Annotated in this window: 11 protein-coding genes, 1 rRNA gene and 1 other annotated feature; of the genes, 7 read left to right on the top strand and 5 right to left on the bottom strand. The window is 52.5% G+C overall.

Annotated features, from left to right (window positions below; all coding sequences use genetic code 11):
- Positions 1-12 precede the first annotated feature (12 nt).
- Both hrpB and CEK60_RS06470 read right to left on the bottom strand, forming a co-directional pair.
- A complete protein-coding gene (gene hrpB / locus CEK60_RS06465) occupies positions 13-2,448 on the bottom strand; it encodes an ATP-dependent helicase HrpB (RefSeq protein WP_198361473.1) in 2,436 nt (811 codons plus the stop codon).
- 20 nt (positions 2,449-2,468) lie between these two features.
- Positions 2,469-3,128, bottom strand: coding sequence for a TetR family transcriptional regulator C-terminal domain-containing protein (locus tag CEK60_RS06470; protein ID WP_089038335.1), 660 nt, complete (start codon positions 3,126-3,128; stop codon positions 2,469-2,471).
- A gap of 202 nt (positions 3,129-3,330) precedes the next feature.
- On the opposite strand from CEK60_RS06470, the gene xdhA reads away from it, so the two are divergent.
- From xdhA to guaD, 4 genes are read left to right on the top strand one after another with little or no spacing between them, the layout of a single operon-like run.
- On the top strand, positions 3,331-4,788 hold the full coding sequence (gene xdhA / locus CEK60_RS06475) for a xanthine dehydrogenase small subunit (RefSeq protein WP_089038336.1): 1,458 nt from the start codon (positions 3,331-3,333) through the stop codon (positions 4,786-4,788).
- The gene (gene xdhB, locus CEK60_RS06480) at positions 4,772-7,195 is read left to right on the top strand and encodes a xanthine dehydrogenase molybdopterin binding subunit (RefSeq protein WP_089038337.1); all 2,424 of its coding nucleotides are present in this window, start codon (positions 4,772-4,774) and stop codon (positions 7,193-7,195) included. Before xdhA ends, xdhB begins: the two co-directional genes overlap by 17 nt.
- Entirely contained in the window at positions 7,192-8,064 is an 873-nt protein-coding gene (gene xdhC / locus CEK60_RS06485; protein ID WP_089038338.1) for a xanthine dehydrogenase accessory protein XdhC, read from the top strand. Before xdhB ends, xdhC begins: the two co-directional genes overlap by 4 nt.
- Position 8,065: 1 nt before the next feature.
- A complete protein-coding gene (guaD, locus tag CEK60_RS06490) occupies positions 8,066-9,379 on the top strand; it encodes a guanine deaminase (protein WP_089038339.1) in 1,314 nt (437 codons plus the stop codon).
- Between the two features lie 231 nt (positions 9,380-9,610).
- Here the strand turns inward: guaD and rrf are convergent.
- Positions 9,611-9,726, bottom strand: a 5S ribosomal RNA gene (rrf, locus tag CEK60_RS06495).
- Positions 9,727-9,867: 141 nt separating this feature from the next.
- Positions 9,868-9,952, bottom strand: a sequence feature (23S ribosomal RNA rRNA prediction is too short).
- Between the two features lie 149 nt (positions 9,953-10,101).
- Here rrf and CEK60_RS22090 point away from each other — a divergent pair.
- Entirely contained in the window at positions 10,102-10,674 is a 573-nt protein-coding gene (locus CEK60_RS22090) for a hypothetical protein (RefSeq protein ID WP_157698015.1), read from the top strand.
- Between the two features lie 683 nt (positions 10,675-11,357).
- Here CEK60_RS22090 and CEK60_RS06505 read toward each other — a convergent pair.
- On the bottom strand, positions 11,358-11,648 hold the full coding sequence (locus CEK60_RS06505; protein WP_088701400.1) for a helix-turn-helix domain-containing protein: 291 nt from the start codon (positions 11,646-11,648) through the stop codon (positions 11,358-11,360).
- Positions 11,638-11,955: a hypothetical protein gene (locus CEK60_RS06510; protein ID WP_035579411.1), complete on the bottom strand. Its 318-nt coding sequence runs from the start codon at positions 11,953-11,955 to the stop codon at positions 11,638-11,640. Before CEK60_RS06510 ends, CEK60_RS06505 begins: the two co-directional genes overlap by 11 nt.
- A 633-nt stretch (positions 11,956-12,588) precedes the next feature.
- On the opposite strand from CEK60_RS06510, the gene CEK60_RS06515 reads away from it, so the two are divergent.
- Positions 12,589-12,849, top strand: a complete 261-nt coding sequence (locus CEK60_RS06515) for a hypothetical protein (protein WP_232471480.1) — start codon at positions 12,589-12,591, stop codon at positions 12,847-12,849.
- Positions 12,850-12,869: 20 nt separating this feature from the next.
- Positions 12,870-13,406 (top strand): hypothetical protein, encoded by a 537-nt coding sequence (locus CEK60_RS06520; RefSeq protein ID WP_157698016.1) that lies wholly within the window; start codon positions 12,870-12,872, stop codon positions 13,404-13,406.
- Positions 13,407-13,422 lie beyond the last annotated feature (16 nt).

A 13,422-nucleotide genomic window follows, 5' to 3' on the forward strand; every position in this document is an offset into this window, starting at 1 on the left:
GTGTTATTAACGTTACCTTCGTTTTGTAGATGCCGTTGCTTGAGCGGTAATTGGATCTTCTGGCCAGGGGTGTTTAGGGTAGCGGCCACGCATCTCTTTACGCACCTCTGGGTAGCCATTCAACCAAAAACTGCGTAAATCCTGAGTAACTTGAAGCGGCCTTTTTGCCGGTGAAAGCAGATGAATAACAACCGGCACATGACCGTCCGCAACGGCGGGAGTATCCTGCCAGCCAAACGCTTCCTGTAACTTCAAAGCAAGCACTGGCGGCCTTCCTGTTAGGCAGGGCTCATAATCAATGGCTGCTCGATTACCGCTAGGAGCCATTATTGTCGACGGTGTTAAACGCTCAAAATGGGTTTGCTCATCCCAACTGAGCGTTGCCATTAAGTAGGTCTGGAATGGCATTTTTTCTAGCAGGCTGAAGCGTGTCATACCCGTCATGTAGGGTGCCAGCCATACATCCAAACTGTCTAATAGCGCGCTTTCTGACCAGTCAGGCCATACGTTAGAATAAATACTCGCCACTAGCGCCATTCGCCCCTGTAATTGCTTAACCTTGCCATTAAAAAGCGCCGCAGGGCGTTGCTTTAATGCGCGCAGCAATGCCTGCTGGACAGCCTCTCCAGATAACTCCGCTAAGGGCCGACTTGCCAACACAAGTTCACCATGGCGCTGAACAGCTTCACCAAGAAGCTTTCCTTGGGCATTTGACCAAGTAACACGCTCCTCCCACTGTTGAGTTGCCGGGTAAAGGTCAATAAGCGCTGCCTGCGTAATCGGTTCTGCCAGGTAAATTGCTGCCTCACTACTGGCACTCTCTACGCTAACGGCGACGATAAATGCTTCATTCGCTAGGGGGTGGCTAATGGAGAGCGTGGCAGTTTTGCCATTGGCCAGCTTGAACCGACCTGGACTGATGAATTGACCAACGCGATCCGGGTAAGCCATCGCCAGCAGATAGCTAAGCGGCTCAAGCGGTAGCTTATGTGGCATCTGAAGGCTAGCCATGTCCATAAGGCGCTTGGTTTCTCGTTGCCATTGAGGAAATCGCCAGGGTTGGCTGAGCCGCTGAGCCAGCGCATCTCTTAGCGAGCCGCTGACACGCTCTCTACCCTCTAGCAGAGCTGCTAAAGCACAGGCGAGCGGTAATGCATCCAATGACACTGCCTTTGACAGCATGACCGCTAAACGAGGTTCAAGCGGCCAACGCGCACTTTGCTTACCTAATGGTGTTAATAAACCCGCTGCATCTAGAACACCAAGCTGACGAAGCAAAGCCTGGCTACTTTGCCATGCACCGTTAGGCGGTGGTGTCATCCAAACTAACTCTTCGGGCGAACGCGCTCCCCATACGGCAACCTCAAGCGCAAGTTTTGATAAATCAGCTTGTGCTATCTCAGGTTCACCATAGGCAACCAGTGGCTGCTCTTGAGACCATAAGCGATAACATACACCCGGCTGCTGCCGCCCTGCACGACCACGACGTTGATCAGCGCTGGCACGATTGACACGCCGGGTAGTTAGTCGAGTGAGCCCAGTTCGCGGCTGAAACAACGGCACACGCTCCAAGCCAGCGTCAATAACCACATTAACGCCATCAACTGTCACACTGGATTCCGCAATGGCCGTCGATACAATCACCCGCTGGCGAGTTTCGTGTAACTTCAATGCCGCTTGCTGCGCCTCGATAGGCATGCCGCCATGTAATGCGCGCACCTCAATATCAAAGGTGCTATTTTCCAGCATTTGCACTAGCCGAGTTATCTCTGCCACCCCAGGTAAAATCACCAACACGTCGCGGCTACCGGCATTCGCTAAGGCTTCGGTTACCACTCGGTAAGCGGCAGCGTCTAACGCTTCATCGCTGTTAAAAGGGCGATAATAGGTTTCAATTGGGAATTCACGCCCCGTACTTTCAATCACGCATGTATCGCTGCCCAATACGCTTTTTAAAGCAGCAACATCTAACGTCGCAGACATCACCATCAGTCGTAAGTCATCGCGAATGCTTTGCTGAATATCCAGCGATAGCGCCAGCCCAAGATCTGCTTCTATGCTGCGCTCATGAAACTCATCGAAGATGATACCGGCGACGCCTTCGAGCAACGGATCATCTTGCAACATACGCGTCAGGACGCCCTGGGTGACCACCTCCAAGCGTGTGTGCGGCCCCACTTTGCTGCCCCCTCGCATACGATAGCCAACTGTCTTACCGACAGGCTCATCAAGCTGCGCGGCCATAAAGTTTGCCGCCAAACGAGCAGCTACCCGTCGAGGCTCTAACAACACTATCTTCTGGCCCTGCGCCCATTGACTGTTAAGCAAGGTCAGCGGAACGCGGGTTGTCTTACCCGCCCCTGGCTGGGCGATTAAGATTAGGCGGTTATGTTCAGAGAGAGCCGCCTGAATCTGCTTGAGGTGCTGTTCAATGGGAAGCGTAGACATCGCCAATAGGGGCATAGCAGCTAAACTGATGAGTCGTTTGATAAATGCGACGCTGAAATACCGCATCCTTTCAAAATAACATGCTCAAGAAAACGGCAAATAGACTCGAAATCCGTTTCGCTGAGCACTTCAGTCCCTAATATCCCCGTTACCTGCGCACTGTATTCCGTGTAATGCTGGGTAGCCGACCAAATCAAGAATATAAGCCAGCGTGGATCGACATCATCCATTTTCCCTAGCTGAGACCACTGGTGAATAATTTCTGCACGGGAAGCTACCCACTCTTTCAACTCACCAGAGAGGTAGTTACTCAAAAAAGGCGCACCCGCCAAAATCTCGGCGGCAAATAGCTTTGAACCTTCGGGGTAACGCTGACCCAGCATCATTTTGGTGCGAATAAAATCGCTTAATACCTTAGCTGGATCACTTTCAGGTGTTATATCTTCAAGTACCGCATTCCACCGGTTCATCATTCGATTAAGCAGTCGTACATAAAGCAGCTGCTTACTGCCCATGTAATAGAGAATATTCGCCTTAGGAAGACCTGCTATATCGGCGATGGCCTGAAGGCTGGCACCACGATAACCATGTTGAGAAAACACCTGCTCCGCAGCGCTCAGTATGGTCTGTTCAATGCGATCTCTGCTGGCATTTTCATGGTTAGCGGTATCCGCTGTCATTGATTAAGCTCCTTTAATAAGCGCTTTTGATAAGCACCAATGGTCAGCCCATGGGACTTATTACATATAATTGGTTTATCGACGCCGGCCGTGTAAGTGCACAGACAGCCGCATTAGCAACAAATTCTTGCAAGGTGCGCTCTTTTGTCTCAAGCTAAACAATATTGACCGATCGGTCAGAACAATCATAACGGAGTTTGGCATGGCTACGATTGAGTTCCTGCTCAACGGCACCCCCAAGCAGTGTCATGTACCCCCTGACACCAGCATTCTAACGCTGTTGCGTGATCATTTGGGCATCACTGGCACAAAAGAGGGCTGCGCATCGGGTGATTGTGGTGCTTGTACAGTCGCAATCAACAATCCAAGCGACACGCAAAGCCGCTTTTTAAGCGTCAACGCGTGTATTACCCCGGCTCATCAACTTCACGGTCAGCACGTTATTACCGTTGAAGGGCTTGCGACTGAAGGCAACTTGCACCCAGCTCAACGCGCAATGATCGAGTGCCATGGCAGCCAGTGCGGATTTTGCACACCAGGAATTGTCATGTCCTTGTTCACCTTGCATGCCAACCAACAGCAGCGCCCCTCACCTCTTACACCAGAAACACTGGAAGCCACATTAGGTGGAAATTTATGCCGCTGCACGGGATACCGACCGATTCGTGACGCCGCATTGAGTATGCAAGATTACTCTTGGGAAGCACCGCAGTGGTTCGATGCGTCTCAGCCAGCCAGTTACCCGCTTCATGTGCCGGAGTCAACCGCAAAGAGTGAGCCACTGTTCGTACAGCCAACCACCTTGGCTGAGTTGGCCGACGCAAGATATCGCTATCCTGATGCACGCCTTGTGGCTGGCGCAACAGATCTATGGCTGGAAAGCACTCAGCGCCTTACCGCACTGAACCAGCTTATTGATACCACTCGCGTGGCTGAATTGCGCCAAATTGAAGAGGCGACATTCCAAGCTCAACCAGGTTGGTGGGTAGGCGCCGGGGTTACGTACTCGCAACTTGAGCCCTTATTAAGCAGTCACTTTCCTGCGTTTGCACACCTCCTTCACAGGCTCGGCTCCCAACAAGTTCGTAACCGGGGAACGCTCGGTGGAAACATCGCCAACGCTTCGCCAATAGGAGATACGCCACCTGTACTACTGGCGCTCAATGCGTGGGTAGAACTTACCAGCCATGTCGGTACTCGCCAGCTGTTGCTAAGTGATTTTTTTATCGACTATAAAAAAACAGCGCTGGCTGCTGATGAAGTCATCAGTCGAATTTTTATTCCTCAACTGGCCGAATCAGCCACACTAAGGGTCTGGAAGCTTTCTAAACGACGCGAGGATGATATAACGGCGGTATTAGGTGCGTTTTGCTACCGTGTTAATCAGGGTGTGATGGAGGATGTTCGCATTGCCTTTGGCGGTATGGCTGCAACTCCCAAGCGAGCGAGTCAAACAGAAGCTGCGTTAGAGGGCCAGCCCGTTTCCAAAGCTAGCTTTCAAGCAGCCCAGCAAGCCCTTGCTGAAGAGTTTCAGCCAATGAGCGATGTACGGGGTAGCCAATACTACCGAGAACAAGCCGCTCTCAACCTATTAGAACGCCTCTACTTATCGCTTTCGTCACCCAACCAGGAGGTGATGCTCCATGCGTACGCTCACTAAACTTGATGGCGACAGCAGCCGAGCTCGTCGAGAGTTACATGACCACATCCAAGGGTCAGGCCCACTTGCCCGCCATACTGTCGATAGCCACGGTCAGCGCCAAGCAGGCACCGCTAGCTTCCATGAAAGCGCTGAAAAACACGTTACCGGCAAGGCCGCCTACATTGATGACCTCAAAGCACCGGCAGATGCCCTGCATGTAGCTCTGGGGCTATCTCCTGTCGCACACGGCACATTGACCGCGCTTGATCTCGAAGCAGTTAAACAAGCGCCTGGCGTTGTCGATGTCATCACTTTTCACGACGTGCCCGGCCATACGGATATCGGCCCTGTCTTTCCAGGCGACCCCATTTTTGTTGATCAAGAAATTAGCTACGCAGGCCAGTGTATTTTCGCCGTTGCGGCTACCTCGCTTCAGGCTGCTCGCCGAGCGGTAACGCTGGCCCAGTTAAGTATTGATGAACAACCAGCGAGCCTCGACCCTGTTGCTGCAGCCGAACGCAATGATGTGGTTCGCCCTACACATGTTCAAGAGCGAGGCGATTGGCAAGCGGAACTGCGCCAAGCCGAGCAAACGGTTGAGGGCGAGCTTTTCATCGGCGGACAGGAACATTTTTACCTGGAGGGACAAGCGTGCTTGGTTCTGCCTACCGAAGATGAAGGGGTCATTGTCCATACCTCTAACCAGCACCCTAGTGAGACCCAAAAACTTGTCGCTGAAGTACTGGGCATTCCCTTTCATGCAGTTACCGTTGAAGTACGCCGCATGGGCGGCGGTTTTGGAGGCAAAGAAACTCAAGCATCTCCTTGGGCTTGTATGGCAGCCATTATTGCCCGCAGAACCGGAAAAGCTACACGTATACGTCTACCACGAAGTGATGATATGCGCGCGACCGGTAAGCGACACCCCTTTCATAATCGCTACCGACTAGCCATTAATCGGCAAGGCATCATCCAGGGGGGAGACATAACAGTTATTGGTGACTGCGGATACTCGCCTGACCTTTCGGACGCCATTGTTGACCGTGCAATGTTCCATGCCGACAACGCTTACTCATTAGGCAATGCTCGCGTCACCGGTCATCGAGCTAAGACCCATACCGCTTCTAACACGGCTTTTCGGGGTTTTGGCGGCCCTCAGGGCATGATGATTATCGAAGCTGCAATGGATGATATCGCGCGCAAGGTCGGTGAAGACCCTCTCACCATACGCAAACGAAACCTCTATCGCGACGGGCGAGACGTCACCCACTACGGACAGCCAGTGGACCAAAAGCAGTTACTTCATACGCTGATTGATACATTGGAAAGCAGTAGTGATTACTGGGCGCGCCGTGCGGCTATTAAGGCATTTAATAGCAACAGCCCCATTATTAAAAAAGGGCTCGCGCTGACGCCAGTAAAGTTTGGCATCTCATTTACCGCCCAGCACCTCAATCAGGCCGGTGCGCTGCTGCATGTTTATACCGATGGCAGCATTATGATCAATCATGGCGGCACTGAAATGGGCCAAGGACTGCACACCAAGATTTGCCAAGTAGTGGCTCGCGAGCTTGGCTTGGATTTAGATAGCGTGCGGATTAGTGCAACTCGCACGGATAAAGTACCCAATACATCCCCGACGGCGGCTTCAAGCGGCGCCGACCTCAATGGCATGGCCGCGCGAGATGCCGCCAGTAAATTGCGCGAAAGGTTGTTCGACTTTGCCGCGATGCATTTTGAAGGCGGCTTAGACCGAGAAGGCATGCGCCTGGAAGATGGCATGCTGATTGCTGGGATTAATGAAAGCGAGCGTCGCATCCCCTGGGGAGAGCTTGTTCAAACGGCCTACCTCAATCGCATCTCGCTGTCAGAAAAAGGCTTTTATGCGACACCATTGATTCATTACAACCGTGCAACGGGCCAAGGCCGCCCTTTTTATTATTACGCGTTTGGAGCAGCCGTTGCCGAAGTGAGTGTTGACACATTGAGCGGCGAATATTTAGTTAACCGTGTTGACGTGCTGCATGACGTTGGCAATTCGCTAAACCCTGCCATTGATATTGGCCAAGTAGAAGGTGGCTTTATCCAGGGAATGGGCTGGCTAACCAGTGAAGAACTTAAGTGGAGCGATAAAGGTATGCTGGTTAGCGACGGGCCTGCGACCTACAAAATACCCACGTTTGGTGATCTTCCCGCTATTTTTAACGTTGAACTATTGGAAGGCCACCCAAATTCCATGGCAAGCCTATATCGTTCTAAAGCCGTTGGTGAGCCACCGTTTATGCTTGGTATCTGTGTTTGGTCTGCACTACGTGATGCGCTTTCAAGCTTAACCGATTACCAACAGTCTCCCCATCTCGACACTCCCGCAACCCCTGAGCGAGTGATGTTGGCTGCAAACGCAATTAGAGAAAAAGCGCTATGACACAGCCCCCGGCAGAAACTTGGCACGCTGCACTCGATCGATTGCAGCGTAGCGGCGTTCCCCACGTGTTGGCCACTCAGGTAACCAGCGCGGGCTCAACCCCGCGTGAGCCCGGCGCGCGCATGGTGATCACCCAAGAGGCTGTCTATGACACTCTAGGTGGAGGCACTTTCGAGTGGCAAACTATCCACGCTGCTCGAGACTTTTTACAGCAAGGCCGCGCGGGCTTTCACTTAGAGGCATTCTCGCTAGGTGGCCGCAGCGGCCAGTGCTGTGGCGGTTATGTCAATGTGCTGCTGGAAATGTTTCCTGGTGCCGCTACCAATATCGCTTTATTTGGTGCCGGCCATGTCGGACGAGAGATCGTAAAGCTTAGCGAACCGCTACCCTGGCAAGTACACTGGTTTGATAGCCGAGCAGATGTATTTAACGAACGCGATCAGCAGCAATCCCGACTCAGTTGCCATACGCTGAGCAGTGCACAAGAGGGAACTTCAGCCCTGCCGCCCTACTGTCATGCATTGGTATTAACCCACAACCATGATGAAGATTACGCCCTTATCACCGCTTTACTACAGCGCAATGACATCGCCTCGATAGGATTAATCGGCTCTGATAGCAAATGGGCAAGCTTCCGAGGACGACTGCAGCGCGAAGGCTACACCGCTGAAGAAATAGAGCGTGTACGCAGTCCCATTGGCTGTATTCATAACACTAAACTTAGCAACAAAACCCCCTATGCGATTGCTTTGACGGTGGTAACCGAACTGCTTTGGCTAACGGACAAGCCAGCCTCACTAGACATGCGCGGCCTTGAGCCGAACGCAATACGTGCACTTGTTGACGATACGAAAACGACTCAGAGTTAATATGAATTCCTCAATCGATACGCTCATCCGCGCTGAAATTGTCAGCTTTGCACGCGACCCAGGTAATGATGACCTACCTCAGCCAGGTAGCCTAGAGCATTATGGCGACGGGCTACTGTGGCTAAAAGGCAGTCATATTCAGGCTGTCGGCCACTATGGTGATCTCGCTGATCAACTGCCAAGTGACGCCCATGTTATTGATTATCGCGGCAAGTTGATTATGCCCGGTTTTATCGATACTCACGTTCACTATGTTCAGCTAGACATCATGGCTTCCTACGGCCGACAGCTGCTTGATTGGCTAAATGACTATACGTTTCCTGAAGAGTGCCGTTTTGCCAATCATGCGCATGCTGAAGCGCTATCGAACGCTTTTCTAGATGAAATGCTTCGCGCGGGAACGACAACAGCCCAAGTATTTGGCTCAAGCCATCCTGGCTCAGTGGATGCGTTCTTCACCGCCTGCCAAAAACGTCAGCTACGCATGCTGGTCGGTAAAGTATTAATGGATCGCAACGCGCCTGACGCCCTAATGGATGGCGTGTCAGGGATTGCAGACAGTGAGCGACTTATTCAAGACTGGCATGGCAATGGCCGACTAGGTTATAGCGTCACGCCACGCTTTGCGCCCACCTCTACCAAAATACAAATGGATGCTGCCGGCGCCCTCTTGCGTAACGACTCTAGCCTTTGGCTGCAAACTCATTTGGCTGAAAACAGTGGGGAATTAGACTGGGTAGCCGAATTATTTCCTGGTAGCCGCGACTACTTAGCCGTTTACGAAGAAGCGGGATTAGTCGGCCCTCGCAGTACCTTCGCGCACGGCATTCATCTGGATAACGATATGCGTAAACGCTTGGCGGATCGAGGCGCCAATATTGCCTTTTGTCCAAGCTCCAATCTTTTCCTAGGCAGCGGATTATTTGACCGAGAAGCAGCTAAACAGACCGGCATGGCATTTACCTATGCTAGCGATATCGGCGCAGGCACCGATTTATCAGGGTTTGGAACGCTTAAGGCAGCCTACCAAGTGGGCCAATTAGGGGGACAGCCTCTCACCGCATGGCAAGGTTTTTACGGTTTAACCCATGGCAATGCAAAAGCGCTTTCACTAGATACCCATATCGGCCAACTTGCCCCTTCCTACGAGGCTGATTTTGTAGTCATTGATCCTCATGCGACATCACTGTTGAAGCGCCGTATCCAACACAGCAAAACACTCGGCGAGCGCTTATTTGCGCTGATGATGCTCGCTGATGATCGCGCTATCTATGAAACTTGGGCCGCTGGCGAATGCCAGCACCAACGGGATTAATTTTCAAAGTTAGCTCGTCATTCCCGCAGGCCCTTAGCGGGAATACATGTTGGGCTGGGGTTTCGGGCTGCTGCAGGTCAAGGTCAAGGTAGATTCCCGATAACCCCACTCGGGAATGATGGTGCGGTGGCTCGGGAATGACGGTGCGGAGACTTGGGAACATCTCTAATTGATTTTCTTTCGCGCAAACAAAAAACCCAGCCGATGGGCTGGGTTTCTTGTTAAATAAGTGCCTGACGATGACCTACTCTCGCATGGGGAGACCCCACACTACCATCGGCGCTAAGCGGTTTCACTTCTGAGTTCGGCATGGGATCAGGTGGTTCACGCGTGCTATGGTCGTCAGGCGTAACTGGTCATGTATATCATGCTGAACGTGTTATCGATGTTTTGTGGCGTCTCTCGTCTCCTGTCACTGACAGGAAGCGCGTATCCGGTTTTCATTATCACTGCGACCAGACCCCTTGGGTGTTATAGGGTCAAGCCTCACGGGCCATTAGTACACGTTAGCTCAACGCCTTGCAGCGCTTCCACACCGTGCCTATCAACCAGCTGGTCTCGCTGGGCCCTTCAGGAGGCCGCTACTGACCGCGCTGTTCTCCTGGCGGGTGGCCTTTATCGCGCTTGGCCTTGCAGCTGTGCCTTTTGCGGCGCTGGCATTCGTGATCAAACCACAATCGCATTCGGTAGTCGTTGTCACGAAGCCTAAGCCCAAAGCCCCCTTGCTTGTCCCGGGGGCCTTGGGTGCTCTGATCGCAATGGGTTTTGGGCTTGGCGGTGGCATCGGCATTTTTACGCTAATCGGTGAGCGCTTGCGTGATGTTGCCGGGCACGGAACAAGCATCATCGGAGTGACGTACGTCTTGCTCGGGGCTGTCAGCATGGCGGGCAATTTCATGATGCCCGTGATGATTTCATGCCTCGGCGATGGGCGGCGCGTCATGCGCATCGCCCTGGTCATATGCCTGGTCATGAATGCAGTGGTATTTGCAGTCGCAAGCACACTGCCATGGTCCTTGCTAATTGCATTGCCACTATGGGCACTTGCGGGGGGAGTGGGCTCTCCCGCCCTGCAATACCACATTGCCAGACTCGCTCCCTCACGACGAGGGGCTCTGATCGCTCTAGGCATGAGCCTGATGCACATCGGGATAGCCCTATCGGCCAGCCTGGCCGGTATCGGCTATGCCAATGGGTCGCTTTGGGTTGCAGCCCTTGGAACGGTTCTGTTTGGCGTGGCCATCATGGTGCTTCGACCGCTTGTCAATTCCGGCGTGGTGGGGCAACTCGAATAGCGGCGAGGTATGGCTAAGGTGACCGTGCGCCGCCCAGGCTCCTTAATACTTGTTTGTATCCAGTTAGGCTATGGCCTAACTGGGTGTCAGCCGTTTGACCCCTTAGGGTCTTTCTTGACAATAATTACACGCTGCTGTCGCCGTTGGGCTGGGAGCACATCAATCTGACCGGCGACTACATCTGGCATCAGGATAAAGAGGGTCGAGCGCGGTTGTTTTCGGCCACTACGGACACCTCGAGAGGCTTAGCGTACGATTTTTTCCGTTTCGTAAGTTGACCCTAATATAGATATAGCACCCTCTTTATTCACAATCTCCCAAAACTGTCTACACAAACGGTAAATAAGTAGTGAGCTGCCTCATCAGATTGCATATCGCCGAGTTGGCTCATTATACAGTCATTGGTATTCGACGGTCCTTGCCAGGCTGCAATATAGAGCCCCAGAAAAACGCCAGCCACTAGTCCTCCAGCACCAATCAGCCATCTCATTTGCATTGACCTTCTCTCTGCTTAGGTTTTTATACAATAATCAAAAAAGATACTACCTACCTAGCCATAAGCGTACTAGCCTCAACGTTCAGCCATTAAAAAAGCCATCGTATATTTGAGCTGCGCCCCAAAAGTTGGACTCTTATCCAACGATTGGGGTGCAGTTCATACGGGCGGTTTTTGCGCTTCACTATTAAGAAAGATCTGTCAGCGCTTCCGGATGTTTTTCAGCGACTCGTAGCAGTGTACGTGCAGTACCGGTAGGCACGCGTCGGCCTTGCTCCCAACCGCGAAGCGTACCTGGGCTCACGTCCAGCAACTTAGCAAACTCACCTTGAGAGAGCCCCATGCGATGGCGAATTTCTGCGGCCTTGGGTACTTCTACTTGCGTCTCACGAGCGGCTTTGCCTTGCTTCATTTGGCGTATAGAAGCCAGCAGCGTGTTGCCAAGCTCTTCACCGGTCATAAAGTCATCACTCTGCATCTTCAATCTCCTCTTTAATCTGCTTGAGGATGTGAGAGGGGATATTCCCACGTACTGATTTAGCATATATCACCAACAGCCAAATCTTCCCATCCGGTAAGCAGTTGTAATGAATGACACGTACGCCGCCACTCTTTCCTTTACCCTGCAGTTTCCAACGCACCTTTCGGCACCCACCCGATCCTGGAATAACATCACCAGCTTCGGGATTTTTGGCTAACCACTCGAAGAAGGCTGTTCTTTCAGCTTCACTCCAAAGTGAATCGGCGCTGGCTTTAAAGATATCTGTTTCGGCGATCGTGTACATGAGCTTATTGTGCGTCACTGACGTATGAATGGCAAATGCGAATTTTCAGATGGTGTACTAGATACGCGGAGAGAGGGATGATAAAGAGCTTATAATCAGTTTGATTCAGGATAGAAGTGGTAGTGGCGTGGAGGGATAAATTGGGTAACTATAAGGTGGGCTTTAGAGGTGGGAACTAGCACAAAACACAAGAGTATAACCGCTAGTCGTTATACTGTTGTGCTTTAAGTGATTGAATTTCATATTTAAAAAGCTACTTTAACCCTGGTCTTGAAAACCGGCATAGGTTAATAGCCTATCCAGGGTTCGAATCCCTGTCCCTCCGCCACCTCGATTCTAAAGCCCCGTTTTACGGGGCTTTTTTCGTTTCTAGGCTCTGCGTTTCCTTCCTAGCATGCCCTCCATTAAATTCACCGGTCTTTCAGTGTGTCCAGATTGTGTCTGGGAATCCTGAGCCACTTCGGCAGGGGGGTGCTTCTATTCGAGCGCTGGCCCAAATGGTTAACCGCATCGCGTGCGCGGTGGGGTGCCAGGTGGGCATACTTCTCGATCATCTTCACCAACGGTGGGCAACGCAACAAGAAAACGGCCAGCGATCTTAAACGCCAGGGCGTGAAGTCAGGAGTCTTTAACTTGCCCGTGCGCCAAGCCCGCGGCGGTTGGTTTGGCTTGTACTTGGAGTTTAAAGCAACGCCACCGCGTGACGCTGCGCTGGCGCCTAGCCAGTTCGATTGGTTGGAAGGTAGCGAATACGAAGGCTACTGCGCCGTGCTGGCGCGTGGACTTGATAAGGCGAAATCGGTGTTGAGGGAGTACGCCAGTTGGCCACGCACGCAAATAGTCGGTGAAAGGCTGGCGCTGGAGAGCGGTAGTGAATGGAGGAAGGGGGGATGACGCAGCTTAAGGGGAGCAGCATGCAGTTTGACGATAGGAGGCGGATAGAAAACCCCTGGCGATTGGTGGAAGCTGCAAAGACCGATGAGGCTGCTCGCAACGCTGCCGTAGCCCGTATCATTGACACCATGCTGGAGCTACAACTTGATTATCGCCACGACAACCCTGGCTTCCAACCGTTCAGTGTTACGGCTCTAGCGGGAGAGATACTGGGCGGCGGTGGACGTAGTGACCAGGCTATGTTGGCCGTGTTGAACTACCACCCTCAAAGCCAGTGGCACAAAACCTGTACCTGGTTGTTGGATCAACTACCCAAACGCCCAGCCGCGGCGATGCTATTACAGGCTGCCCGGGTGTGTCCTGAGAAGATGGGCGCCAGCAAGTGGATGGTCACGGCGAGGCAGATGGTGGAACGACAGGAGGTATTGCTTAGGGCGCTGGGGCTGAATGAAGGCGTATGGTACTTTGAGAGTGCGGAGGCGTTGCAGGTGGCGGGTAAGCGTGCGCGTAAGAGGTTGTGGCAGGGGTTGTCGATGGGTGAGGTGAGGCATACATAGGTTGCGTTGGCCAAAG

Source organism: Halomonas sp. N3-2A (assembly GCF_002216165.1).
Taxonomy (GTDB): Bacteria; Pseudomonadota; Gammaproteobacteria; order Pseudomonadales; family Halomonadaceae; genus Vreelandella.

Excerpts from the sequence above, each read along its gene's own strand:
- hrpB (WP_198361473.1), bottom strand. The coding sequence starts at position 2,448 with ATGTCTACGCTTCCCATTGAACAGCACCTCAAGCAGATTCAGGCGGCT.
- CEK60_RS06470 (WP_089038335.1), bottom strand. The coding sequence starts at position 3,128 with ATGACAGCGGATACCGCTAACCATGAAAATGCCAGCAGAGATCGCATT.
- xdhA (WP_089038336.1), top strand. The coding sequence starts at position 3,331 with ATGGCTACGATTGAGTTCCTGCTCAACGGCACCCCCAAGCAGTGTCAT.
- xdhB (WP_089038337.1), top strand. The coding sequence starts at position 4,772 with ATGCGTACGCTCACTAAACTTGATGGCGACAGCAGCCGAGCTCGTCGA.
- xdhC (WP_089038338.1), top strand. The coding sequence starts at position 7,192 with ATGACACAGCCCCCGGCAGAAACTTGGCACGCTGCACTCGATCGATTG.
- guaD (WP_089038339.1), top strand. The coding sequence starts at position 8,066 with ATGAATTCCTCAATCGATACGCTCATCCGCGCTGAAATTGTCAGCTTT.
- CEK60_RS06505 (WP_088701400.1), bottom strand. The coding sequence starts at position 11,648 with ATGCAGAGTGATGACTTTATGACCGGTGAAGAGCTTGGCAACACGCTG.
- CEK60_RS06510 (WP_035579411.1), bottom strand. The coding sequence starts at position 11,955 with ATGTACACGATCGCCGAAACAGATATCTTTAAAGCCAGCGCCGATTCA.
- CEK60_RS06520 (WP_157698016.1), top strand. The coding sequence starts at position 12,870 with ATGCAGTTTGACGATAGGAGGCGGATAGAAAACCCCTGGCGATTGGTG.